A 24,562-nucleotide genomic window follows, 5' to 3' on the forward strand; every position below is an offset into this window, starting at 1 on the left:
TTACGGCTGGTCCGCCTGATACGCCTCAATCACTTCCTGCGCCGCGCGAAACGCATCAATGGCCGCCGGTACGCCGGCATACACCGCGCAATGCAGCAGCGCTTCGCGGATCTCTTCAACCGTACAGCCGTTGTTCAACGCGCCGCGCACATGGCCCTTGAGCTCCTGCGGGCATTTGAGCGCGGTCAGGGCGGCGAGGGTGATCAGGCTGCGCGTCTTGAGCGGCAAGCCCTCGCGATTCCACACACTGCCCCAGGCGTGTTCATTGACGAAGTCCTGCAGCGGCTGGCTGAACTCGGTGGCATTGCCCAGGGCACGGTCGACGAATGCATCGCCCATCACCTGGCGACGCATTTCAACCCCTGGTTTTTTCTGACCGGTCATTGCGATTCCCTCTTGTGTTGACGGTGCCAGGCGCGCAGCGACGTGAACAACAGCACCACCACCAGCGCCGGCAAGACGTAAAACAGCATCAATTGTTCAAGTTGGGTGGCCAGCGGCATGCCGGTAGTAAATGCCATCACATGCAGCCCATACGCAAGGTACAGCCCCAGCAACACCAGCCCTTCGGCGCGGGTGACGCGGTAGCCGGTATAGAACACCGGCAGGCACAGGGTGATGGCGCCGAGCATGACCGGCAGGTCGAAGTCCAGGGCATTGGGCGAGACCGACAGCGGCGACGGTGCCACCAGCGCGGTAAACCCCAGCACGCCCAGCAGGTTGAACAGGTTGCTGCCGATCACATTGCCCACGGCAATCTCACGCTCGCCACGCAAGGCGGCGATCAGCGACGTGGCCAGGCAGGGCAGCGAGGTGCCGACGCCGATCAACGTCAGGCCGATAATGCGCTCCGACAAGCCCAGGTCGCTCGCCACCGCCACGGCCGCACCCAGCAGCAAGTGCCCGGCCAGCACCAGCACGAGCAACCCGCCAAGCATCAACAGCACGCTGCTCAGCCAGGGCGCCCGGGTCACGGTGGCCAGCGTTCGCGGACGCCGCGAGTGACGCGTCTGGTAGTGCAGCACGCCGAGGTAGGCCACCAGCGCAACCAGCAGCACCAGGCCGTCAAACGGCGTCAGGGCCTCATTGGCGGCGAGGATGAACACCAGCAGGCCGGCGACGATCATCACCGGGATATCCAGGCGCACCAGTTGTCGTGAGACCCGTAACGGAATGATCAACGCAGACAAGCCCAGGGTGACGAGGATATTGAAGATGCTGCTGCCGATCACACTGCCCACGGCGATATCGGTGTTGCCGGCCAGGGTGGCTTGCAGGCTGACGGCCATCTGTGGCGCGCTGCTGCCGAAGGCGACGATGCTCAGGCCGATGATCAAGGGCCGCACCTTGAGGCTGGCCGCCAGGCGCACCGCAGCACGCACCAGGATTTCAGCGCCGACGATCAGCAGCAGCAAGCCGCTGACCAGTTCGAGCAGGCTCCAGGGCGAGAGGGCGTTCAATCCGAAAATACTCAAGGCGGCCTCGATCAGTTGTTCAGGGCTTGCACGCGCACCCGTGCGGTGCCGCTGCCCAGCATACGCAGTTGCTCGGCGGCCTTGCGTGAAAGGTCGATCAGGCGCCCGCGGCCATGCGGACCGCGATCATTGATACGGACCACCACAGAGCGGTTGTTGGCGAGATTGGTCACCTTGACCTGAGTGCCGAAGGGCAGGCGCCGATGGGCGGCGGTCATGGCGTTCTGGTTGAAGGCTTCACCGCTGGCAGTGCGTTTGCCGTGGTGCTTGGCGCCGTAGTAGGAGGCGGTGCCGGTTTCGTCATAACCATTGGGGTCGATGAGGCCGCTGGCGCAACCGGTCAGCAGGGAAGACAGGGCCAGCAGGCCGAGTAGACGCTTCATTTTTTTGGATATCCCCCTGACAAATGTGGGAGGGGGCTTGCCCCCGATAGCGGTGCAGCAGTCAATACATGTGCCGACTGACACACCCTCATCGGGGGCAAGCCCCCTCCCACATGGGTCCGAGTCGAGCATGAAACCCCACTCGGACCGTTCTGCGCTATCAGCCTTCGAGCTTGCTTTTGAGCAGCTCGTTGACTTGTTGCGGGTTGGCCTTGCCCTTGGACGCTTTCATCGCCTGGCCGACAAAGAAGCCGAACATCTTGCCGCGCTTGGCTTCGTCCGCCGCACGGTATTGTTCGACTTGCTCGGCGTTCGCCGCGAGCATTTCATCGAGCACCGCCGAAATCGCGCCGCTGTCGGTGACTTGCTTGAGGCCACGCTTGTCGATGATGTCATCGGCGCTGCCTTCACCGGCGGCCATCGCTTCGAACACAGTCTTGGCGATCTTGCCGGAGATGGTGTTGTCCTTGATGCGCAGCAGCATGCCGCCCAGTTGCTCGGCGCTGACCGGCGCTTCGTCGATTTCCAGGCCCTGTTTGTTCAACAGGCTGCCCAGTTCGACCATGACCCAGTTGGCCGCCAGCTTGGCGTCGCCGGCGATGCTCACGACCTTCTCGAAGTAGTTGGCCTGTTCACGGCTGGAGGCCAGGACGCTGGCATCGTAGACCGACAGGCCGAACTGCGCCTGGAAGCGTTCGCGTTTTTGCTGCGGCAACTCCGGCAGGGTGGCGCGGATATCGTTGAGGAACGAATCTTCCAGCACCACCGGCAACAGGTCCGGGTCGGGGAAGTAACGGTAGTCGTTGGCTTCCTCCTTGCTGCGCATGGCGCGGGTTTCGTCTTTGTTCGGATCGTACAGGCGCGTTTGCTGGATGACCTTGCCGCCGTCCTCGATCAGCTCGATCTGGCGACGCACTTCGCTGTTTATCGCCTTCTCGATGAAGCGGAACGAGTTGACGTTCTTGATCTCGCAGCGGGTGCCGTATTCGGCCTGGCCCTTGGGACGGATCGACACGTTGCAGTCGCAGCGCAGCGAGCCTTCGGCCATGTTGCCGTCGCAGATGCCCAGGTAGCGCACCAGTGCGTGGATCGTCTTGACGTAGGCCACGGCTTCCTTGGCGCTGCGCATGTCCGGCTCGGAGACGATTTCCAGCAGCGGCGTGCCGGCGCGGTTCAGGTCGATACCGGTGGCGCCGGGAAACTCTTCATGCAGGCTCTTGCCGGCGTCTTCTTCAAGGTGCGCACGGGTCACGCCGACACGCTTGATGGTGCCGTCTTCCAGGGGGATGTCCAGGTGCCCCTTGCCGACGATCGGCAGCTCCATCTGGCTGATCTGGTAGCCCTTGGGCAGGTCCGGGTAGAAGTAGTTCTTGCGCGCGAACACGTTGTGCTGACCGATCTGGGCGTCAATCGCCAGGCCGAACATCACCGCCATGCGTACCGCTTCCTGGTTCAGCACCGGCAGCACGCCGGGCATGCCCAGGTCCACCAGGCTCGCCTGGGTGTTGGGCTCGGAGCCGAACGTGGTGGCGCTGCCGGAGAAAATCTTCGATTGGGTGGCGAGCTGGGTATGAATCTCCAGCCCGATCACAACTTCCCATTGCATAGTGTTCTCCTCAGAAGCCGGTAGGGGTGCGGGTGTGCCAGTCGGTGTGCAACTGGTACTGGTGCGCCACATTGAGCAGGCGGCCTTCCTGGAAATACGGGGCGAGCAATTGCACGCCGACCGGCAGGCCATCGACGAAACCGGCGGGCATGGACAAGCCCGGCAGGCCCGCGAGGTTGGCGGTGATGGTGTAGAGGTCTTCCAGGTACTCGGCAATCGGGTCGCCGGTCTTGGCGCCGATCTTCCAGGCCGGGTTCGGCGTGGTCGGGCCGAGGATCACGTCGACTTCTTCAAAGGCCGCCATGAAGTCGTTCTTGATCAGGCGACGGATCTTCTGCGCCTTGAGGTAGTACGCGTCGTAGTAGCCGGCGGACAGGGCATAGGCACCGACCATGATCCGGCGCTGGACTTCACTGCCGAAGCCTTCGCCACGGGAGCGTTTGTACAGATCGGTCAGGTCCTTGGGGTTTTCGCAGCGATAGCCGAAGCGCACACCGTCGAAACGCGACAGGTTGGAGGACGCTTCCGCTGGTGCGATCACGTAATAGGCAGGAATCGCGTGCTGGTTGTTCGGCAGGCTGATTTCCTTGATCACCGCGCCGAGCTTTTCCAGCTCTTTGATGCTGTTGTGCACCAGGTCGGCGATACGCGGGTCGAGGCCGGCGCTGAAATACTCTTTTGGCACGCCGATGCGCAGGCCCTTGATCGACTCGTTCAGGCCGGCGCTGTAGTCCGGTACCGGCTCATCGATGCTGGTGGAGTCCTGTTTATCGAAGCCTGCCATGCCTTGTAACAAAATTGCGCAGTCTTCAGCGGTACGCGCCAGCGGGCCACCCTGATCGAGGCTCGAGGCGTAGGCGATCATGCCCCAGCGGGAAACGCGACCGTAGGTCGGCTTCAGGCCGGTGAGGTTGGTGAAGGCGGCCGGCTGGCGGATCGAACCACCGGTGTCGGTTGCCGTCGCGGCGGGCAGGAAGCGTGCGGCCACGGCCGCAGCCGAGCCGCCGGAGGAACCGCCGGGTACGTGATCCAGGTTCCATGGGTTTTTCACTGCGCCGTAGTAGCTCGACTCGTTGGCCGACCCCATGGCGAACTCGTCCATGTTGGTCTTGCCCAGGGTCACGGCCCCGGCGGCGGCCAGTTTGGCGACCACGGTCGCATCGTAGGGCGCCTTGAAGTTGTCGAGCATCTTCGAGCCGCAGCTGGTGCGAATACCCTGGGTGCAGAACAGGTCCTTGTGGGCGATCGGGGCGCCCAGCAGTGCGCCGTCTTCACCGTTGGCGCGCCGCTCGTCGGCGGCCTTGGCCTGGCTCAGGGCCAGCTCCTGGGTGAGGCTGATGAAGCTGTTGACCTTGGGATCGTGCTCGGCGATACGCGCCAGCAGGGTCTTGGTCAGTTCTTCGGAAGAAAACGTTTTGTCGGCGAGACCGCGGGCGATCTCGGCCAGAGTCATGTGATGCATGAAAGGCTCTTTCCCTTTAGTCGATGACTTTCGGAACCAGGTACAGGCCGTTTTCGACCGCTGGCGCGATGGACTGGTAGGCCTCGCGGTTATTGCGCTCGGTCACGACGTCTGCGCGCAGGCGCTGACTGGCTTCCAGCGGGTGAGCCAGGGGCTCGATGCCGTCGGTATTGACGGCCTGCATTTGGTCAACCAGCCCGAGAATGCTGTTCAGGGCTGCGGTGGTCTGTGGAAGATCGGCGTCATTGAGGCCAAGCGAGGCCAGATGCGCGATTTTTTCCACGTCGGAGCGTTCAAGCGCCATGGGATTCTCCAGTGGAAAACAGAACGGAAGGCGTCCGTGTGTTAGATTGTCGGAACACTACCGCATTTCTACGGTCATATGGCCGCGATTGTGGGGGTTGGTGCACAGAAAGTCGGCCAATTTAGCACATTGGCGCCTTGCCCAAAATCCCTGTCGTTGTTAGAGTTTGCCGCACTTTTTTACCCACGCGTTGCCTAGGGTCCCTTTCCCATGTTCAAGAAACTGCGTGGCATGTTTTCCAGCGATCTTTCCATTGACCTGGGCACTGCCAACACCCTTATTTACGTGCGCGAGCGCGGTATCGTTCTGAATGAGCCATCGGTTGTGGCCATTCGGACCCATGGTAATCAGAAAAGTGTCGTTGCCGTTGGCACCGAGGCCAAGCGCATGCTCGGCCGTACACCAGGCAATATTGCTGCCATTCGTCCGATGAAAGACGGCGTGATCGCCGACTTCAGCGTCTGCGAGAAGATGCTGCAGTACTTCATCAACAAGGTTCACGAAAACAGTTTCCTGCAGCCCAGCCCTCGTGTGCTGATCTGCGTTCCGTGCAAATCCACCCAGGTGGAGCGTCGTGCCATCCGTGAATCGGCCCTTGGCGCCGGTGCCCGCGAAGTATTCCTGATCGAAGAGCCGATGGCCGCCGCAATCGGCGCCGGCCTGCCGGTTGAAGAAGCGCGCGGTTCGATGGTGGTGGATATCGGTGGCGGTACCACCGAGATCGCCCTGATTTCCCTGAACGGTGTGGTGTATGCCGAATCCGTACGCGTTGGCGGCGACCGCTTCGACGAAGCGATCATCACCTATGTGCGTCGTAACTACGGCAGCCTGATCGGCGAATCCACCGCCGAGCGCATCAAGCAGGAAATCGGTACTGCCTACCCGGGCGGCGAAGTTCGCGAAGTCGATGTTCGCGGTCGCAACCTGGCCGAAGGTGTACCACGCGCGTTCACCCTGAACTCCAATGAAGTGCTGGAAGCGCTGCAAGAGTCCCTGGCCACCATCGTCCAGGCGGTGAAGAGCGCCCTGGAGCAGTCGCCGCCGGAACTGGCTTCCGATATCGCCGAGCGTGGCCTGGTACTGACCGGTGGTGGCGCCTTGTTGCGTGACCTCGACAAGTTGCTGGCCCAGGAAACCGGCCTGCCGGTGATCGTCGCCGAAGACCCGCTGACCTGCGTTGCCCGTGGCGGTGGTCGTGCACTGGAAATGATGGATAAACACACCATGGACCTGCTCTCCAGCGAATAAGATCGCCTGGACGGTTCATGCTGGGTCGGCAGGCAGCACTTTGCAGTGCTGCCTGTTGGCGTTTATCTTCTTCAATCTGCATCCAGGCCGGTTTGATGCCGTATGAATAAAGAGAACATTTGCCTGGGAGGAGCGGCCTATTAAACCGCTCTTTGCCAAAGGCCCCTCATTGGGCGTGCGCTTGTTGGTGCTGACCGTGCTTTCGGTCGCGCTGATGGTGGTCGATGCGCGCTTTTCGCTGCTCAAGCCTGTGCGTAGTCAGATGTCGCTGGTATTGATGCAGACTTACTGGATCACCGACCTGCCGCAACGTCTCTACCAGGGCGTGGCCAGCCAATTCGGCAGCCGCACCGAACTGGTCGCCGAGAACGAAAAACTCAAGACCGAAAACCTGCTGTTGCAGGGCCGCATGCAAAAGCTTGCCGCCCTCACCGAGCAGAACGTTCGGCTGCGCGAGTTGCTCAATTCCTCCGCGCTGGTCAACGAAAAGGTCGAAGTGGCCGAGTTGATCGGCATGGACCCCAATCCCTTCACCCATCGCATCATCATCAACAAGGGCGAGCGTGACGGCGTGGTGCTCGGCCAACCGGTGCTCGATGCCCGTGGCCTGATGGGCCAGGTGGTCGAGTTGATGCCCTACACATCGCGCGTCCTGCTGCTGACGGACACCACCCACAGCATCCCCGTGCAGGTCAATCGCAACGGCTTGCGCGCCATTGCCAGCGGCACCGGGAACCCGGAACGCCTTGAACTGCGGCACGTAGCCGATACCGCTGATATCAAGGAGGGTGACCTGCTGGTCAGCTCCGGCCTCGGCCAGCGCTTCCCGGCCGGCTACCCAGTGGCCACGGTCAAGGAGGTCATCCATGATTCCGGCCAGCCGTTTGCCATTGTGCGTGCCGTCCCGACTGCCGCGTTGAACCGCAGCCGCTACCTGCTGCTGGTGTTCAGCGACAACCGCACGCCGGAAGAGCGCGCCAATGACGCGGCGCAGGCTCAGGAGGCGGAAGACAAGCAGAACGGCACCGCCCCCGTGATTCCTGCCACCGTGCCGAAACCGGCGTTCGTGGGACCGCCCGCGCCTGCGGCCGTCCCCGCCACCGCAGCACCTGTCGCCACGCCGGCCAAGCCCGCTGCACACAACGCCCGCCCGGCGAAACCGGCGGCGACCACCACGCCTGCCGCGAGGCCCGCGACCACCGCCCCGGCCACAACGCGGCAGAGGGAGGAATAATGGCCAGCACTCAATCGCGCAATGGCTGGATTGTCTGGCTGACCTTTGCCATCGGCTTGCTGCTCAGCGTTTCACCGCTGCCGCAATTCATGGAAATCCTGCGGCCGCTGTGGCTGGCCCTGCTGTTGGCGTTCTGGTCGTTGAACCTGCCGCACAAAGTGGGCATGGTCACGGCGATGTGCCTGGGCTTGGCGGAGGATGTGCTCTATGGCACCTTGCTGGGCCAGAATGCACTGATCCTGACCCTGATTACGTTCCTGGTGCTGTCGTTGCAGCAGCGCTTGCGCATGTTCCCGATGTGGCAGCAGTGCCTGGTGATCCTGGTGATCTTCGGTCTGGCGCAGCTCGTTCAACTCTGGCTCAGTGCCTTGACCGGCAATCGCCAGCCCACCCTGGCACTGGTGTTGCCGGCGCTGGTCAGCGCATTGCTGTGGCCCTGGGTCAGTTTCGGCCTGCGTGGGTTACGTCGTCGCTATAAAATCAATTGATGGATTGCGAGGCTCTGCCTGGTTATCGAACCCTACAGGGAGAGTCTGCAGTGAATATGCTTTATCTGGCCTCGGGCTCCCCGCGGCGACGTGAGTTGTTGACCCAGATCGGTGTGCCTTTCACCGTGGTCAGCGCCGCCATCGATGAAACGCCTCTCACACACGAAACCCCTGTGGCTTATGTCGAGCGCCTCGCGCGAAGCAAGGCCGCGGCGGGTTTGGCTGCGCTCGAGCAAACCATAGGCATCTGCGTATTGGGCGCCGACACGGCGGTTATCGTCGATGGCAAGATCCTTGGCAAGCCGGTGGATCAGGCCGATGCCTTGGCCATGTTGATGGCCCTGGCAGGGCGTGAGCATGAAGTCCTCACGGCCGTTGCCCTGACCGACGGCCAGCGCTGTGAAACCCGGTGTGTCAGCAGCCGAGTCATTTTTCGCGACATTTCTGTCCAAGAAGCGACGGCCTACTGGCACAGCGGCGAACCCCGGGACAAGGCTGGCGGCTATGCTATCCAGGGGCTTGGCTCGGTGTTCGTGAGCGGGCTCAATGGCAGCTATTCCGCCGTGGTCGGCCTGCCGGTGTGCGAAACCGCGCAACTGCTGGGCCAATTCGGCATACCCTGTTGGCAAAACCTTAACGCGTGCTGAGCGCTTCTACTTTCGCGCCAAGCCATTAGCGGTCGGTCACTATTGTGAAAACGCCTGAACGAGACCCAGCCATGAGTGAAGAGATTCTGATCAATATCACGCCGATGGAATCGCGCGTGGCGGTGGTAGAGAACGGTGTTCTGCAAGAAGTGCATGTGGAACGTACCCAGAAGCGCGGGATCGTCGGCAATATCTATAAAGGCAAGGTGGTACGCGTATTACCGGGCATGCAGGCGGCCTTCGTCGACATCGGCCTGGACCGCGCCGCGTTTATCCATGCCTCGGAAATCTCCCTGCGCGAAGGCCCGGCGGTGGAAAGCATCAGCGCCCTGGTGCACGAAGGGCAGAGCCTGGTGGTGCAGGTCACCAAGGACCCCATCGGCTCCAAGGGCGCCCGGCTCACCACTCAACTGTCGATTCCTTCGCGGTATCTGGTGTATATGCCGCGTACCGCCCATGTGGGGATTTCCCTCAAGATCGAAGATGAGGCCGAGCGCGAGCGCCTGAAGAAGGTGGTCAGCGACTGCGTGGCCGCCGAAGGCATCAAGGAAGCCGGTGGTTTTATCCTGCGCACCGCCGCCGAAGGCGCAGGCGCCGATGAAATCCTGATGGATATCCGCTACCTGCGGCGGCTGTGGGACCAGATCGCGGCGCAGATCCAGACCATCGGCGCGCCCAGCGTGATCTATGAAGACCTCGGCCTGGCGTTGCGTACCTTGCGCGATCTGGTCAGCCCGAAGATCGAGAAAATTCGCATCGACTCGCGGGAAACCTTCCAGCGCACCACACAATTTGTCGCCGAGCTGATGCCGGAAATTGCCGACCGCCTGGAGCACTATCCGGGCGAGCGGCCGATCTTCGACCTGTATGGCGTCGAAGACGAAATCCAGAAAGCCCTGGAGCGCAAGGTCCCGCTCAAATCCGGCGGTTATCTGGTGGTGGACCCGGCGGAAGCCATGACCACCATTGACGTCAACACCGGCGCGTTCGTGGGCCACCGCAACCTCGAAGAAACCATCTTCAAGACCAACCTCGAAGCGGCCACCGCGATTGCGCGCCAACTGCGCCTGCGCAACCTGGGCGGCATCATCATCATCGACTTCATCGACATGGAAGATGGCGAGCATCAGCGCCAGGTCCTGCGCACCCTCGAAAAGCAGCTGGAGCGCGACCACGCCAAGACCAACATCATTGGCATCACCGAGCTGGGCCTGGTGCAGATGACCCGCAAGCGCACCCGCGAAAGCCTTGAACAAGTGCTGTGCGAGCCCTGCAGCAGTTGCCAGGGCCGCGGCAAATTGAAGACCCCGGAAACGGTTTGCTACGAGATTTTCCGCGAAATTCTACGGGAAGCACGCGCCTACCAGGCCGAAGGTTATAGAGTGCTCGCCAACCAGAAAGTGGTAGACCGCCTGCTGGATGAAGAGTCGGGTAACGTCGCTGAACTGGAGGGCTTTATCGGGCGCACCATTCGTTTTCAGGTCGAAACCATGTACTCCCAGGAACAATACGACGTGGTGCTGCTCTGATCCCCATTCGCTTTCTCTTTTCGAGACCGACAGGCGCAGACCTGCGGTCCGACCACTGCCTTGAGGGTCGCCTGACATGGAGCGTCTGATACGCTTTTTTGCCGCTTTGACCCGTTGGGGACTGGGCCTGTGTGCGTTGCTGCTGGTAGTGGCGGCGGTGTACGTGAGCCTGGGCCGTGAATTGACCCCGCTGGTGGCCGAATACCGCGCTGAAGTCGAAGCCAAGGCCCAGGTTGCCGTACAGATGCCTGTGCATATTGGCAGCCTCGAAGGCCGCTGGAGCGGATTTGCGCCAATACTGCTGGCCCATGACGTGATGGTCGGTGAGGGCAGCAGTGCGTTGCGGCTGGACCAGGTTGAGGTGGTGCCCGACCTCTGGGCCAGCCTGATGGCCCGTGAAGTGCGCATCGCCCACCTGCAAGTCAGCGGCTTGCAGTTGAGCGTCAAGGAAGACAAGGACGGTCGCTGGGCGCTGCAAGGCTTGCCCATACAGGACGACCAGCCACTGGACCCGGAGCAACTGCTCACCCGCATGCAAATGGTCAAGCGCGTATCGGTGCTCGACAGCCAGGTGACGCTGCAACCGTTCGACCGCGCGCCGGTGACCGTGACGTATGTAGGCCTGAACCTGCACACCGGCACGACCCGGCAACGCGTGGACGCGCGCCTGACATTACCCGACGGCCAACCGCTGGCCTTGAGCCTGCGCAGCCGCATGCGCGCCAGCCAATGGAAAGACGCCGAGGTCGAGGCCTACCTGAGCCTGCCTCAAAGCGACTGGGCCAAGTGGATTCCGTCCCGGCTGACCCAGCAATGGAAGCTCAGCCAGCTCAAGGCCGGCGGTGAGTTCTGGCTCAATTGGGCCAACGGCACCGTACAGAGCGCCGTGGTGCGCCTCGATTCACCGCAAGTCAAGGGCAGCTACGCCGAGCGTAAGCCGGTACACATCGAGAACCTCGCCCTGACCGCTTATGTGCAACGCAGCGACGGCGGCCTCAAGGTGCTGTTTGATTCGCTGGCGATGAATATCGGCGAAACCCGCTGGGAATCACGCCTGCAACTGCAGCAGAACCTGGCGACCGATAAAGATCAGGAAGTGTGGAAACTTCAGGCCGACCGGCTCGACCTGACCCCCATCACGCCCTTGCTCAATGCCCTGGCACCGCTGCCGGAAGGTTTCGCCAAGGCCGTCGAGCACCTCAAAGCCACCGGCCTGTTGCGCAATGTGCTCGTGGACTTCCGCCCACAGGACAGCACCGATCGGAAAGTCAGTTTTGCCGCCAACCTTGAGCGTGTCGGTTTTGACGCGTATTTCGGCGCACCGGCCGCGCGCAATGTGTCCGGCAGCATCAGCGGCGACCTGGGCCATGGCGAGTTGCGCATGGACAGCAAGGACTTTTCCCTGCATCTGTCGCCGATCTTCGCCAAGCCCTGGCAGTACATCCAGGCCAATGCGCGCCTGACCTGGACGCTGGACAAACAGGGCTTCACGCTCATCGCACCGTATATCAAGGTGCTGGGGGAGGAAGGCAAGGTCGCTGCGGACTTCCTGATTCGCCTGCATTTCGACCATAGCCAGGAGGACTACATGGACCTGCGGGTCGGCATGGTCGATGGCGATGGTCGTTTCACCCCCAAGTATCTGCCCGCCGTGTTGAGCCCGGCGCTGGATGAGTGGTTGCGCACGGCGATCCTCAAAGGCGCGGTAGACGAAGGATTCTTCCAGTACCAGGGCTCGCTGAGCCACAACGCGCTGCCGGCTTCACGCAATATCAGCCTGTTCTTCAAGGTGCACGATGCCGAGTTGGCGTTCCAGCCGGGCTGGCCCCATGTGAGCAAGGTCAAGGGTGAGGTATTTGTCGAGGAGAGCGGCGTGCGCATCCTGGCCAGCAAGGGTCAGTTGCTCGATACCCAGGTCAAGGACGTCTACGTCAATATCCCTCACGCGCCGGCCGGCCAAGACAGCCACCTGCTGCTCACCGGCGGATTCTCCGGTGGGTTGGGCGATGGTCTGAAAATCCTCCAGGAAGCCCCGATCGGCACCGCCTCCACCTTTGCGGGCTGGAAGGGCGAGGGCAACCTGCAAGGCAGCCTGGACCTGGATGTGCCGCTGGCCAAGGGCACCGAACCCAAAATCGTGGTCGACTTCAAGACCGACAAGGCGCGCCTGCAATTGGCGGAGCCCACCCTGGACCTGACCCAGCTCAAGGGCGATTTCCGTTTCGACAGCGCCAAAGGCTTGAGCGGCCAGAATATTTCGGCCCAGGCGTTTGACCGCCCGATCACCGCGCAGATTTTTGCCGAAGGCAAGCCCGGCGCCATCAGCACCCGCGTCACCGCCAAGGGGCAGGTCACGGTCAAGCGGCTCACGGACTGGCTGAAAATCAGCCAGCCGCTGCCGGTGTCCGGCGATATCCCGTACCAGTTGCAAGTCATCCTGGACGGCGCGGACAGTCAGCTGATGGTCGACTCCAATCTCAAGGGCGTTGCGGTTGATTTGCCGGCGCCATTCGGCATGCCGGCGAGCCAGGGCCGTGACAGTACGTTCCGCATGACCTTGCAGGGCGCTGAGCGGCGTTACTGGTTTGATTACGGTGAGCTGGCCAATTTCACCTTTGCGGCGCCGTCGGATAATTTCAATGATGGACGCGGCGAATTGTTCCTCGGCAATGGCGATGCGGTATTACCCGGCGCCAAGGGGCTGCGCGTTCGCGGGGTGCTCTCAGAACTGGATATCGACCCGTGGAAAAAACTCGCGAACCGTTACGCGGGTAACGATCCGGGCGGCAGTGCCAAGCAACTGCTCAGTGGCGCCGATTTCAAGGTGGGCAAGCTGACCGGCTTTGGTACTCAATTCGACCAGGTCAAACTGCAGCTGGATCGCAAGCCCGTGGCCTGGGGCCTGCAGTTCGACAGCCAGCAAGCCAAGGGCACGGTGAATCTGCCGGATGCCAAGGGCGCGCCCATTGCCGTCAACCTGCAATACGTGAAGCTGCCCGCCGTGGACCCTACCGTGCAGGCTGACGAGAACGCGCCGGACCCGTTGGCCGATGTCGACCCCAAGGAAATTCCTGCGCTGGATATCACCATCGACCAACTGTTCCAGGGCCCGGACCTGGTGGGCGCGTGGTCGCTGAAAATCCGCCCGACCGCCAGGGGCATGGCCTTCAACAACCTGAACCTGGGCCTCAAGGGCATGCAACTCAACGGGGCCGGTGGTTGGGAAGGCGCGCCGGGGGCCAGCAGCAGTTGGTACAAAGGACGACTGGACGGCAAGAATATCGCTGACGTGCTCAAGGGGTGGGGGTTTGCGCCCACGGTGACCAGCGAGGACTTTCATCTGGACGTGGATGGTCGCTGGCCGGGCTCGCCCGCCTGGGTCGGGCCCAAGCGGTTCTCCGGTAGCCTGGACGCAGCGTTCCGTAGAGGCCAGTTTGTGGAAGTGGAGGGTGGCGCCCAGGCGCTGCGGGTGTTCGGCCTGCTTAACTTCAATTCCATTGGCCGCCGTTTGCGCCTGGACTTCTCCGACTTGCTCGGCAAGGGCTTGAGCTATGACCGGGTCAAGGGTTTGCTGGCGGCCAGTGACGGTGTGTTCGTGACCCGTGAGCCCATCACCATGACCGGGCCGTCCACCAACCTGGAACTCAATGGCACCCTGGACCTGGTGGCGGATCGCGTCGATGCCAAGTTGCTGGTGACCCTGCCGGTCACCAACAACCTGCCCATTGCGGCGTTGATCGTCGGCGCGCCGGCCATCGGCGGTGCGTTGTTCCTGATCGACAAGTTGATCGGCGACCGGGTATCGCGCTTCGCCAGTGTGCAGTACACCGTGCAAGGCCCCTGGAAAGACCCGAAAATCACCTTCGACAAGCCATTTGAAAAGCCAAACTGAGAGGCTGTGGAGTAGCATGGTCGCATGCCCTTTACGGAGTGTCGGCCCATGTCCTTTGCGGTAATTCAAATGGTCAGCCAGAGTGATGTGCCGGCTAACCTGGCCCAGGCACGCCGCCTGCTGGAACGCGCGGCCGCGGATGGCGCCAGGCTCGCGGTACTGCCGGAGAACTTTGCCGCCATGGGCCGCCGTGACATGGCCGATATCGGTCGCGCCGAGACAATGGGTGAAGGTCCGATCCTGCCCTGGTTGAAACAGACCGCCCGCGACCTCACCTTATGGATAGTGGCGGGCACAATACCGTTGCCACCCAGGGATCAACCGGACGCAAAGCCCAACGCCTGCTCGCTGCTGATCGACGACCGCGGTGAAATCGTCGCTCGTTACGACAAGCTGCACTTGTTCGATGTGGACGTGGCGGACGCCCGAGGTCGCTATCGCGAATCCGACGACTATGCTTTCGGAAGCAATGTGGTCGTGGCGGATACGCCCGTGGGGCGCTTGGGGCTGACGGTGTGTTACGACCTGCGCTTCCCTGAGTTGTACAGCGAGTTGCGTGCGGCGGGGGCTGAATTGATCAGTGCGCCGTCGGCGTTTACGGCGGTAACCGGCGCCGCGCATTGGGATGTGCTGATTCGCGCGCGGGCCATCGAAACCCAGTGTTACCTGCTGGCGGCCGCCCAGGGCGGTGTGCACCCGGGGCCACGGGAAACCCATGGGCACGCAGCGATTATCGATCCCTGGGGGCGCGTGCTGGCCCGGCAGGATCAAGGCGAAGCGGTGCTGGTGGCCGAACGCGACAGCAGTGAACAGGCGTCGATACGGGCGCGCATGCCGGTGGTCAACCACCGGCGCTTTTTCTCGCAGGGCGCACAGCGACCTGCTTCAGAACGATGAATTTAAGGCCAAACCTATGAGCGAGTTGTTGTCCTCAGTCAGTGAACATCTCCTGGCACCCGGTGGCGTGACCATCGAAAATCTGCAAACCGTGCTGGGCGATCTGGCCGGGCCAGGGATCGACGCGGCCGACCTGTATTTCCAGGGGCAGATTTCCGAGTCCTGGGCGCTGGAAGACGGCATCGTCAAGGAAGGCAGTTTCAACCTTGATCAGGGTGTAGGGGTTCGCGCGCAATCGGGCGAAAAAACCGGTTTTGCCTACAGCAACGCGATTACCCTGGAGGCCCTGGGCCTGGCGGCGCGTGCGGCGCGTTCGATTTCCCGCGCGGGCCAGAACGGCACGGTGCAGGCGTTCAGTACCCAGGACGTGGCGCAGTTGTACGCGCCGGATAATCCGCTGGAAGTGATCAGCCGCGCGGAAAAGGTCGAGCTGCTCAAGCGTGTTGACGCGGCTACTCGTGCCCTCGACCCGCGTATCCAGCAGGTCACCGTGAGCATGGCCGGTGTGTGGGAGCGCATCCTTGTCGCGTCCACCGACGGCGGGCTGGCGGCGGATGTACGGCCACTGGTGCGTTTCAACGTCAGTGTGATCGTCGAGCAGAACGGTCGCCGCGAACGCGGTGGCCATGGCGGCGGCGGGCGTACCGACTACCGTTATTTCCTCGCTGAAGACCGCGCCATGGGTTACGCCCGTGAAGCGCTGCGCCAGGCACTGGTCAACCTGGAAGCGATTCCTGCGCCGGCCGGTACCTTGCCGGTGGTGCTGGGCTCGGGCTGGTCCGGTGTGTTGCTGCACGAAGCCGTAGGGCATGGGCTGGAAGGCGACTTCAACCGCAAGGGCAGTTCGGCCTACAGCGGGCGCATGGGCGAGATGGTCGCATCCAAGTTGTGCACCATTGTCGATGACGGCACCCTGGCCGGTCGCCGGGGTTCGTTAAGTGTGGATGACGAGGGCACGCCGACGGAGTGCACCACCCTGATCGAAAACGGCGTGCTCAAGGGCTACATGCAGGACAAGCTCAACGCCCGGCTGATGGGCGTGGCGCGCACCGGCAACGGTCGCCGCGAATCCTATGCCCACCTGCCGATGCCACGCATGACCAACACCTACATGCTCGGGGGTGAAAGCGATCCGGCAGAAATCATTGCCTCGGTGAAGCGCGGCATCTACTGCGCCAACCTCGGTGGCGGGCAGGTGGATATCACCAGCGGCAAGTTCGTGTTCTCCACCAGCGAGGCGTACTTGATCGAAGACGGCAAGATTACTGCACCGGTCAAGGGCGCTACATTGATCGGTAATGGGCCGGAGGCCATGAGCAAGGTGTCGATGGTCGGTAACGACCTGTCGCTGGACAGCGGCGTGGGCACGTGCGGGAAGGATGGGCAGTCGGTGCCGGTGGGCGTGGGCCAGCCAACCTTGAAAATCGATGCGATCACCGTGGGTGGCACGGGGTCGTAAGCCGTGGAGCTTCGGGTGGCGAAGGTCGCCACCCGGGGAAGAGGATCAGCGCAGACCGCGTTGAGTCTCGTCCAGCTCACGGATGTATTTGAAGATTTTACGGCTGGTGGCAGGCGCCTTGTTATGCGCCTGTTCGTGTTGGGCCTGACGGATCAGGGAGCGCAATTGCTGGCGGTCCGCTTCCGGATAGTCCAATACGAATTTTTCCAGCACGGCGTCATCGCCCGAGATCAGGCGGTCACGCCAGCGCTCCAGGTTATGGAAGCGTTCGTTGTACTGGCGAGTGGAGGCATCGGTTTGATCGAGCAAGGCCAGAATGGCGTCAGTGTCCTGATCGCGCATCAGCTTGCCGATAAACATGATGTGCCGTTTGCGCGCGATATTCGCGGTGTGCTTAGGCGCATCGGCCAAGGCCCGACGCATTTCGTCGGTCAGTGGCAGTTTGGCAATCAAGTCTTTCTTGAGCGTTGTAAGGCGCTCGCCAAGGTCAACCAGAGCATGCAGCTCGCGTTTGACCTGGGTTTTGCTTTTCTCCCCATCGAGGGAGTCGTCGTAAGAATCAACCATGGTGGCAGTCCGCAAAGAAACGCCGCCATGATAACCAGTCGGGGGCCGCTTGTCCGGCCCGGTCGCTCGACGGCCTTAACCGAGAGCAGAATTTGAGTGGAGAACACCATGAGTGCAGCCCAAAGCGTCGGTCCGCAAGCGTTACCGGCACTGCAGGAACAAGTCGAGCAGATCCTTGCCGAGGCCAAGCGCCAGGGGGCCAGCGCCTGTGAAGTAGCGGTGTCGCTGGAGCAGGGGCTGTCGACGTCGGTACGTCAGCGGGAAGTGGAAACCGTCGAATTCAACCGCGACCAGGGGTTCGGCATTACCTTGTACGTGGGCCAGCGCAAGGGCTCGGCCAGCACGTCGGCCAGCGGCCCGGAGGCGATTCGCGAGACCGTCGCCGCTGCTTTGGCAATCGCCAAGCACACCTCTGAGGATGAAAGCTCGGGCTTGGCCGACAAAGCGTTGATGGCCAAGGACTTGCAGGATTTCGATCTGTTCCACGCCTGGGACATCACGCCCGAGCAAGCCATCGAGCAGGCGCTGACCTGCGAAGCGGCAGCGTTCGACGCCGATGCTCGCATCAAGAACGCCGACGGCACCACGCTGAGCACCCATCAGGGTTGCCGTGTGTACGGCAACAGCCATGGTTTTATCGGGGGCTATGCGTCCACCCGTCACAGCCTGAGCTGCGTGATGATCGCTGAAGTCAATGGCCAGATGCAGCGGGATTACTGGTACGACGTGAATCGTCAGGGTGAGTTGCTGGCAGACCCGGTAAGCATTGGCCAGCGCGCTGCGCAGCGTGCTGCCAGTCGCCTGGGCGCCCGCCCGGTACCCACGTGCGAGGTGCCGGTGCTGTTTTCCGCCGAATTGGCCGGTGGCCTGTTCGGCAGTTTCCTCGGGGCGATTTCCGGCGGCAACCTCTATCGCAAGTCTTCGTTCCTGGAAGGCGCGATCGGCCAGCAGCTGTTCCCTGAATGGCTGACCATCGATGAGCGTCCGCACCTCATGCGCGCCATGGGCAGCGCCTCGTTCGACGGCGATGGCCTGGCCACTTACGCCAAGCCGTTCGTCGAGAAAGGCGAGTTGGTGTCTTATGTATTGGGCACCTACGCGGGCCGCAAGCTTGGCCTGCCCAGCACCGCCAACTCCGGCGGCGTCCATAACCTGTTCGTGACCCATGGCGATGAAGACCAGGCGGCCCTGTTGCGTCGCATGGGCCGCGGCCTGCTGGTGACCGAATTGATGGGCCACGGCCTGAACATGGTGACGGGTGACTATTCCCGTGGCGCGGCGGGATTCTGGGTGGAAAACGGCGAGATTCAGTTCGCCGTCCAGGAAGTGACCATCGCCGGCAACATGCGCGATATGTTCAAGCAGATCGTTGCCGTGGGTAACGATCTGGAGCTGCGCAGCAATATCCGCACCGGCTCCGTGTTGATTGAACGGATGACTGTCGCCGGCAGCTGACCTGCGACGCTTCACCAAAAAGGCGCGCCATCTCGATGATGGCGCGCCTTTTTTTGTGGCTCTGTGAGGCAGGATCGACCCACTGTTCTTGTTTTGATTCTCAATATCATTTAATAATGAATATCATTACTGGATGAGTGTGGATCATGAGTTCTGTCTTGCGTGAGGACCCGTACCTGGAAAGTTGGCGCTGGATGAGTCGGCAGATCCGCTGCGGGCTCGACCCCAATGAACCTCGCCTGATCGAACATTACCTCAATGAGGGGCGGTACCTGGCGTGTTGCACCGCAACGCACCCGTGGACAATCGCCGAAACCTCATTTCGCCTGCTCATCGACACCGCCAACGATGTCGCGCTGCCGTGGCATTGGCGCGCCCTGTGTCTGGACCAGGCCTGGCGCCCGCTGCGTGACCTGGAAAAACTCTCCCACTGCGCCTGCCGGCTCAAGCGCTGGCAGGCGTTTGCCTGGCAGTTGGCGACCTGCCAATTGCTGCCATCCCTCTCTTTCTCCGACCTGGTGCAAGGATCAAATGATGAGTAACACCCGTATCGAACGCGACAGCATGGGCGAACTGCAAGTCCCCGCCGAAGCCCTGTACGGCGCGCAAACCCAGCGCGCGGTGAACAACTTTCCGATCAGCCATCAGCGCATGCCGGCGCAATTCGTTCGCGCGCTGATCCTGGCCAAAGCCGCCGCAGCCAGGGCCAACGTCGACCTCAAGCAAATCAGCGAAGGGCAGGGCAAGGCCATTGTCGATGCCGCCCAGGGTCTGTTGGAAGGCGACTACATGCAGCACTTCCCGGTGGATATTTTCCAGACCGGCTCCGGTACCAGTTCCAACATGAACGCCAACGAAGTGATTGCAACCCTGGCCAGTCGCTTGCTGGGCGAGGTGGTAAACCCCAACGACCACGTCAACTGCGGGCAAAGCAGTAACGACATCATTCCTACCACCATTCATGTCAGCGCCGCGCTGGTGCTGCACGAGCAGACGCTGCCGGCCTTGCTGCACCTGGTGCAGGTGATCGAGCAAAAAGCCGAAGCGGTTCACCCGTTCATCAAGACCGGGCGCACCCACTTGATGGATGCCATGCCTGTGCGCATGAGCCAGGTGCTCAATGGTTGGGCGCAGCAACTCAAGGCCAATATCGGCCACTTGCAGGACCTGTTGCCGGCACTGCAGGCGCTGGCCCAGGGTGGCACGGCCGTAGGCACCGGCATCAACGCCCACCCTGAGTTTGCCGCACGCTTCAGCGGGCACCTGAGCCACCTGACCCAGGTGAAGTTCACGCCGGGCAAGAACCTGTTTGCGTTGATTGGCTCCCAGGACACCGCCGTCGCCGTCTCCGGCCAGTTGAAAGCCACTGCGGTGTCGCTGATGAAGATCGCCAATGACCTGCGCTGGATGAACTCCGGTCCACTGGCAGGCCTGGGCGAAATCGAACTGGAGGCGCTGCAGCCGGGTTCTTCGATTATGCCGGGCAAGGTCAATCCGGTAATCCCCGAGGCCACGGCCATGGTGGCCGCGCAAGTCATCGGCAACGATACGGTGATTACCGTGGCCGGCCAATCGGGCAACTTCGAACTGAACGTGATGCTGCCGATCATCGCCCAGAACCTGCTCAGCAGCCTGGAGCTGCTGGCCAACGCCAGCCGTTTGCTGGCAGACAAGGCCATCGCAAGCTTCAAGGTCAACGAAGCGAAGCTCAAGGAAGCATTGTCGCGCAACCCGATTCTGGTCACCGCCCTCAACCCGATCATTGGTTACCAAAAGGCCGCCGAAATCGCCAAGCAGGCTTATCAGCAGGGCCGTCCGGTGATCGATGTCGCCCTCGAACACACCGACTTGCCGCGCAGCCAACTGGAAGTCCTGCTGGACCCGGAAAAGCTCACGGCAGGCGGCGTGTGATCATCGACCCCGCTTTGGAGGTTCACCATGGAGCACTGGAAACGCACGATCGAACGGGCCAATCGCTGCTTTATGGCAGGCGAGCTGGTTGACGCCCGTGAGGCCTACCTGCAAGCCCTGGCCCTGGCCCAAGTGTTGTTCGAACGCTGGGCGGATGCCGACGAAGCGGTGGCGGCTTGCGTTATCTCCCACCACAACCTGGCAGACCTGCACCTGCGTCTCAACCAGCCTGAGGAAAGCGCGGAATACCTCTGCGCCATTCACCAACGGCTGCTGCAGACCATGCAGGACCCACGGCTCAGTCCGCAGTTGCGTGAGGCAGCGCTGCGCCAGAGCAGCAAAACCTATGTCGAACTGTTGAATTTCATCAGCGATCACGGCGAATACCCGCGCACCCATCGTTTGCTGGGCGGTGCTGCGACGCAACCGACCCCCTCTCAATATGGAGCACATTGATATGACCTACACCCTGCCGGCCCTGCCTTATGCCTTTGACGCCCTCGAACCCCATATCGATGCGCAAACCATGGAAATTCACTACACCAAGCACCACCAGACGTACATCAATAATCTCAATGCTGCGGTCGAGGGCACTGAGTTTGCGGGCTGGCCGGTGGAGAAGCTGGTGTCCAGCGTTGAAAAACTCCCGGAGAAACTGCGCACTGCCGTGGTCAACCAGGGAGGCGGCCATGCCAACCACTCGCTGTTCTGGGCGGTCATGTCGCCGACGGGTGGCGGAAAACCCGAGGGTGTTCTGGGCCGGGCCATCGACGAGCAGTTGGGGGGCTTCGACAGCTTCAAAGAGGCTTTTACCAAGGCGGCGTTGACCCGCTTCGGCAGCGGCTGGGCTTGGTTGAGTGTGACCCCGCAAAAGACCCTGGTGGTGGAAAGCAGCGGTAACCAGGATAGCCCGTTGATGAGCGGCAATACGCCGATCCTCGGCCTGGACGTCTGGGAACACGCCTACTACCTGCTGTATCAAAACCGACGACCGGAGTACATCAATGCATTCTATAGCGTCATCAACTGGCCCGAGGTTGCCGCACGCTATCAGGCTGCATTGGCCTGATATTCACTCCATCACAAGATCTAAGGCCGACCATGGGCACTGAAACACTGGCGATCAGCAGCGTGCGATTATTTCGCTACGCGTTTGGCTCCCTGCTTCTATTAGTCGGTACGGCATTGCTGGTGGCTCATGGCCTGGCTTGGCTCGACCTGGAGCCGCGCATCTTGCGAGCGCTTCAGGGCGGGGGCATCTGTGCGCTCGGTACTGCGCTGGGCGCGGTTCCGGTGCTGGTGATTCGCCGTATGCCGGCGGCGTTGAGCGACACTCTGCTGGGTTTTGGTGCGGGGGTCATGCTGGCGGCGACCGCCTTTTCGCTGGTGGTGCCGGGTATTGCCGCCGCAGAAAACCTGGGGCTCACGCCCTGGGGGGCGGGAGGCTTGATCAGCTTCGGCATCATGCTGGGTGCGTTCGGGCTGTATCTTGTCGACCGCAAGGTCTCGGGCGCCAGCCCGGAAATGCTGGTGGGCACGCCGGATAAGCCGGTGATCCCGCCGCGTATCTGGCTCTTTGTGTTCGCCATCATTGCCCACAACATCCCGGAAGGCATGGCCGTGGGTGTTTCTGCCGGCGGCGGCATGGCGGATGCCGACAGCCTCGCCATGGGCATTGCCCTGCAGGACGTACCGGAAGGCCTGGTGATTGCGCTGGTATTGGCAGGGGCGGGGATGTCGCGGATCAAGGCGTTTCTGATTGGCGCCGCGTCGGGATTGGTCGAGCCCGTCTTTGCCGTGTTATGCGCGTGGTTGGTGAGCCTTGCCGAAGTGCTGCTGCCCTTGGGCCTGGCACTCGCTGCAGGGGCGATGCTGCTGGTGGTGACCCATGAGGTCATCCCTGAGTCACGCCGCAACGGTCACGACAAGCTCGCCAGTCTGGGATTGTGCATCGGGTTTTGCTTGATGATGGTGATGGATACGGCGTTGGGATAGCAGGAGCGAGCCAGTTCGCTCCCGCAAGAGGAAGGCGTTATTCGCCCTCGTCGAAGTAGTTGTTGATCAGCTCGACTAACGCGTCCATCGCTTCCTGCTCTTGTTCACCCTCGGTTTCCAGATGGATTTTAGTGCCCTTGCCTGCGGCGAGCATCATCATTGCCATGATGCTCTTGCCGTCGACCATCGATTCAGGGTCACGCCCGGCGCGGATCTGGCAGGGGAACCGCCCGGCGACACCGACAAACTTGGCTGATGCGCGGGCGTGCAAGCCCAGCTTGTTGATGATTTCAATTTCCCGAGCCGGCATCGCAGTGGTGTTCCTTTCAGCTAAGGTCGCGGTGGCGAACCTGGACGTTCTTGAGGGTTTGTTGCAGCACCTGGCCCAGTCGCTCCGTCAGGTAGACGGAACGGTGGTGGCCGCCGGTGCAGCCGATGGCAATGGTGACATAGGCGCGGTTGCTGGCAGCAAAGCGCGGCAACCATTTGAGCAGGTAGGTGGAGATGTCCTGGAACATATCTTCCACATCCGGTTGTGCCGCCAGGTAGTCGATCACGGGTTGGTCAAGCCCGGACTGATCGCGCAACTCCGGTTTCCAATAGGGATTGGGCAGGCAGCGCACATCGAACACCAAGTCGGCATCCACCGGCATGCCACGCTTGAAGCCAAACGACTCGACCAGAAACGCCGTGCCAGGCTCCGGCTGGTTCAGCAATCGCAACTTGATCGCATCGCGCAGTTGGTAAAGGTTCAGGTTGGTGGTGTTGATCTTGAGGTCGGCCAGATCGATGATCGGCCCCAGCAGTTTGGTTTCGTCCTCGATGGCTTCGGCCAGGGAACGGTTGGCGCTGCTGAGCGGGTGACGTCGACGGGTTTCGGAGAACCGCTTGAGCAGGGTTTCCTCGTCGGCGTCCAGGTACAGCACGTCGCAATGAATATGCTTGGCGCGCACCTCCTCAAGCAGTTCGGGGAACCGTGAGAGGTGGCTGGGCAGGTTGCGGGCGTCGATCGACACAGCGACCAGCGGTTGCGCCAGTTCGGTGTGGATCAGGGCGCGCTCCGCCAATTCCGGCAGCAAGCCGGCGGGCAGGTTGTCGATGCAATAGAAGCCGCTGTCTTCAAGAACGTTAAGCGCAGTGCTCTTACCCGAGCCGGAACGGCCGCTGACGATGATCAAGCGCATGATTACTGCCCGTTTTGCTCATCCAGGACGACCTGATACAGCGCCTCGTTACTGCCGGCGCTGCGCAATTTATCGCGCACTTCCTTGCGGTCGAGCATGCTGGCGATCTGCCGGAGCAGTTCCAGGTGGGCATCGGTGGCGGCTTCCGGGACCAGCAAGACGAACAGCAGGTCAACCGGGGCACCGTCGATGGCGTCGAAATCGATAGGGTGATCCAGGTGCAGCAGAGCGCTGACCGGTGTTTCGCAGCCTTTTAGGCGGCAGTGGGGGATGGCGATGCCGTTACCAAAACCGGTGGAGCCGAGTTTTTCACGTGCAATCAATGCCTCATATACAGCTTGCGTATCCAGCTCGGGCACTTCACGCCCAATCAGATTAGCAATTTGTTCAAGGGCGCGCTTTTTACTGCCGCCCGGCACGTTCACGAGGGAACGGCCGGGGGTCAGGATGGTTTCAAGTCGGATCATGGGGGGAGGGTTAACGACCTGTACCTTGCATCAGGTGCAGATTCTTTTCCTTATGCTTTATGAGTTGGCGGTCGAGCTTGTCGTAGAGCGAGTCAATCGCCGCGTACATATCTTCATGTTCCGCATTGGCGACGAGTTTGGCATTCGGTACGTGCAGGGTGGCCTCGATTTTCTGTTTGAGCTTGTCGACCTCCATGATGACCTGCACGTTGGTGATCTTGTCAAAGTGCCCCGCAAGCTTGTTCAGCTTGCTCTCGGTGTATTCACGCAGGGGCTTGGTGACTTCCAGTTGGTGTCCACTGATGTTGACTTGCATACAGCTTCTCCTTCGTTGCCAGTGCATAAAGCGGCAGGCGAAA

The 24,562-nt window shown here is 61.7% G+C and carries 25 protein-coding genes; 14 read left to right on the top strand and 11 right to left on the bottom strand.

Annotated elements, in window-relative coordinates; genetic code table 11:
- The 6 genes from J1G34_RS04500 to gatC all read right to left on the bottom strand — a co-directional run bounded on the left by J1G34_RS04500 (position 1) and on the right by gatC (position 5,230).
- Positions 1 to 384, bottom strand: coding sequence for a carboxymuconolactone decarboxylase family protein (locus tag J1G34_RS04500; RefSeq protein WP_065896475.1), 384 nt, complete (start codon positions 382 to 384; stop codon positions 1 to 3).
- On the bottom strand, positions 381 to 1,460 hold the full coding sequence (locus J1G34_RS04505; protein WP_065883702.1) for a calcium/sodium antiporter: 1,080 nt from the start codon (positions 1,458 to 1,460) through the stop codon (positions 381 to 383). The genes J1G34_RS04500 and J1G34_RS04505 overlap by 4 nt, the downstream gene beginning before the upstream one ends.
- A 26-nt stretch (positions 1,461 to 1,486) precedes the next feature.
- On the bottom strand, positions 1,487 to 1,858 hold the full coding sequence (locus J1G34_RS04510) for a septal ring lytic transglycosylase RlpA family protein (RefSeq protein WP_065893621.1): 372 nt from the start codon (positions 1,856 to 1,858) through the stop codon (positions 1,487 to 1,489).
- A 160-nt stretch (positions 1,859 to 2,018) separates the two neighbouring features.
- The gene (gatB, locus tag J1G34_RS04515; RefSeq protein WP_065893620.1) at positions 2,019 to 3,464 is read right to left on the bottom strand and encodes an Asp-tRNA(Asn)/Glu-tRNA(Gln) amidotransferase subunit GatB; all 1,446 of its coding nucleotides are present in this window, start codon (positions 3,462 to 3,464) and stop codon (positions 2,019 to 2,021) included.
- 10 nt (positions 3,465 to 3,474) lie between these two features.
- Positions 3,475 to 4,926 (bottom strand): Asp-tRNA(Asn)/Glu-tRNA(Gln) amidotransferase subunit GatA, encoded by a 1,452-nt coding sequence (gene gatA, locus J1G34_RS04520; RefSeq protein ID WP_065883708.1) that lies wholly within the window; start codon positions 4,924 to 4,926, stop codon positions 3,475 to 3,477.
- Between the two features lie 16 nt (positions 4,927 to 4,942).
- Entirely contained in the window at positions 4,943 to 5,230 is a 288-nt protein-coding gene (gene gatC, locus J1G34_RS04525; RefSeq protein ID WP_003188556.1) for an Asp-tRNA(Asn)/Glu-tRNA(Gln) amidotransferase subunit GatC, read from the bottom strand.
- 210 nt (positions 5,231 to 5,440) lie between these two features.
- Here gatC and mreB point away from each other — a divergent pair, with 210 nt between their 5' ends.
- From mreB to tldD, 8 genes are all read left to right on the top strand, one after another.
- A complete protein-coding gene (mreB, locus tag J1G34_RS04530) occupies positions 5,441 to 6,478 on the top strand; it encodes a rod shape-determining protein MreB (protein ID WP_002555108.1) in 1,038 nt (345 codons plus the stop codon).
- A gap of 139 nt (positions 6,479 to 6,617) precedes the next feature.
- Positions 6,618 to 7,712, top strand: coding sequence for a rod shape-determining protein MreC (gene mreC / locus J1G34_RS04535; protein WP_083227368.1), 1,095 nt, complete (start codon positions 6,618 to 6,620; stop codon positions 7,710 to 7,712).
- On the top strand, positions 7,712 to 8,200 hold the full coding sequence (mreD, locus tag J1G34_RS04540; RefSeq protein ID WP_065885772.1) for a rod shape-determining protein MreD: 489 nt from the start codon (positions 7,712 to 7,714) through the stop codon (positions 8,198 to 8,200). The genes mreC and mreD overlap by 1 nt, the downstream gene beginning before the upstream one ends.
- 50 nt (positions 8,201 to 8,250) lie before the next feature.
- Complete coding sequence (locus J1G34_RS04545) at positions 8,251 to 8,847, top strand: Maf family protein (RefSeq protein WP_065936828.1); 597 nt, start codon at positions 8,251 to 8,253, stop codon at positions 8,845 to 8,847.
- A 71-nt stretch (positions 8,848 to 8,918) separates the two neighbouring features.
- Positions 8,919 to 10,376: a ribonuclease G gene (rng, locus tag J1G34_RS04550; RefSeq protein WP_065885774.1), complete on the top strand. Its 1,458-nt coding sequence runs from the start codon at positions 8,919 to 8,921 to the stop codon at positions 10,374 to 10,376.
- A 76-nt stretch (positions 10,377 to 10,452) separates the two neighbouring features.
- A complete protein-coding gene (locus tag J1G34_RS04555; RefSeq protein ID WP_222993443.1) occupies positions 10,453 to 14,268 on the top strand; it encodes a YhdP family protein in 3,816 nt (1,271 codons plus the stop codon).
- Positions 14,269 to 14,316: 48 nt separating this feature from the next.
- Entirely contained in the window at positions 14,317 to 15,165 is an 849-nt protein-coding gene (locus tag J1G34_RS04560; RefSeq protein ID WP_222993444.1) for a carbon-nitrogen hydrolase family protein, read from the top strand.
- A gap of 16 nt (positions 15,166 to 15,181) precedes the next feature.
- On the top strand, positions 15,182 to 16,624 hold the full coding sequence (tldD, locus tag J1G34_RS04565; RefSeq protein WP_065892647.1) for a metalloprotease TldD: 1,443 nt from the start codon (positions 15,182 to 15,184) through the stop codon (positions 16,622 to 16,624).
- A gap of 45 nt (positions 16,625 to 16,669) precedes the next feature.
- Here the strand turns inward: tldD and yjgA are convergent, their stop codons facing one another.
- Positions 16,670 to 17,191, bottom strand: a complete 522-nt coding sequence (gene yjgA, locus J1G34_RS04570) for a ribosome biogenesis factor YjgA (protein WP_065885777.1) — start codon at positions 17,189 to 17,191, stop codon at positions 16,670 to 16,672.
- A gap of 108 nt (positions 17,192 to 17,299) precedes the next feature.
- On the opposite strand from yjgA, the gene pmbA reads away from it, so the two are divergent.
- The 6 genes from pmbA to J1G34_RS04600 all read left to right on the top strand — a co-directional run bounded on the left by pmbA (position 17,300) and on the right by J1G34_RS04600 (position 22,552).
- On the top strand, positions 17,300 to 18,646 hold the full coding sequence (gene pmbA, locus J1G34_RS04575; RefSeq protein WP_222993446.1) for a metalloprotease PmbA: 1,347 nt from the start codon (positions 17,300 to 17,302) through the stop codon (positions 18,644 to 18,646).
- Between the two features lie 146 nt (positions 18,647 to 18,792).
- A complete protein-coding gene (locus J1G34_RS04580) occupies positions 18,793 to 19,188 on the top strand; it encodes a FagA protein (RefSeq protein WP_065892646.1) in 396 nt (131 codons plus the stop codon).
- Positions 19,181 to 20,557 (top strand): class II fumarate hydratase, encoded by a 1,377-nt coding sequence (locus tag J1G34_RS04585; RefSeq protein WP_065892645.1) that lies wholly within the window; start codon positions 19,181 to 19,183, stop codon positions 20,555 to 20,557. The genes J1G34_RS04580 and J1G34_RS04585 overlap by 8 nt, the downstream gene beginning before the upstream one ends.
- Before the next feature lie 27 nt (positions 20,558 to 20,584).
- Entirely contained in the window at positions 20,585 to 21,013 is a 429-nt protein-coding gene (locus J1G34_RS04590) for a hypothetical protein (RefSeq protein WP_065892644.1), read from the top strand.
- Between the two features lies 1 nt (position 21,014).
- The gene (locus J1G34_RS04595) at positions 21,015 to 21,626 is read left to right on the top strand and encodes a superoxide dismutase (RefSeq protein WP_065885782.1); all 612 of its coding nucleotides are present in this window, start codon (positions 21,015 to 21,017) and stop codon (positions 21,624 to 21,626) included.
- A gap of 32 nt (positions 21,627 to 21,658) precedes the next feature.
- Entirely contained in the window at positions 21,659 to 22,552 is an 894-nt protein-coding gene (locus tag J1G34_RS04600) for a ZIP family metal transporter (protein WP_065936824.1), read from the top strand.
- Positions 22,553 to 22,589: 37 nt separating this feature from the next.
- On the opposite strand, the gene J1G34_RS04605 is transcribed toward J1G34_RS04600, so the two are convergent.
- Genes J1G34_RS04605 through hpf form a run of 4 tightly spaced genes read right to left on the bottom strand, consistent with a single transcriptional unit; the run spans position 22,590 to position 24,519 of the window.
- Entirely contained in the window at positions 22,590 to 22,862 is a 273-nt protein-coding gene (locus J1G34_RS04605) for an HPr family phosphocarrier protein (RefSeq protein WP_122560664.1), read from the bottom strand.
- A gap of 16 nt (positions 22,863 to 22,878) precedes the next feature.
- The gene (gene rapZ, locus J1G34_RS04610) at positions 22,879 to 23,736 is read right to left on the bottom strand and encodes an RNase adapter RapZ (protein WP_065885785.1); all 858 of its coding nucleotides are present in this window, start codon (positions 23,734 to 23,736) and stop codon (positions 22,879 to 22,881) included.
- 2 nt (positions 23,737 to 23,738) lie between these two features.
- On the bottom strand, positions 23,739 to 24,203 hold the full coding sequence (ptsN, locus tag J1G34_RS04615) for a PTS IIA-like nitrogen regulatory protein PtsN (protein WP_065897284.1): 465 nt from the start codon (positions 24,201 to 24,203) through the stop codon (positions 23,739 to 23,741).
- A gap of 10 nt (positions 24,204 to 24,213) precedes the next feature.
- Positions 24,214 to 24,519, bottom strand: a complete 306-nt coding sequence (hpf, locus tag J1G34_RS04620) for a ribosome hibernation-promoting factor, HPF/YfiA family (protein ID WP_003171804.1) — start codon at positions 24,517 to 24,519, stop codon at positions 24,214 to 24,216.
- Positions 24,520 to 24,562 lie beyond the last annotated feature (43 nt).

Source organism: Pseudomonas sp. Wu6, from assembly GCF_019891515.1.
Lineage (GTDB): Bacteria > Pseudomonadota > Gammaproteobacteria > Pseudomonadales > Pseudomonadaceae > Aquipseudomonas > Aquipseudomonas orientalis_A.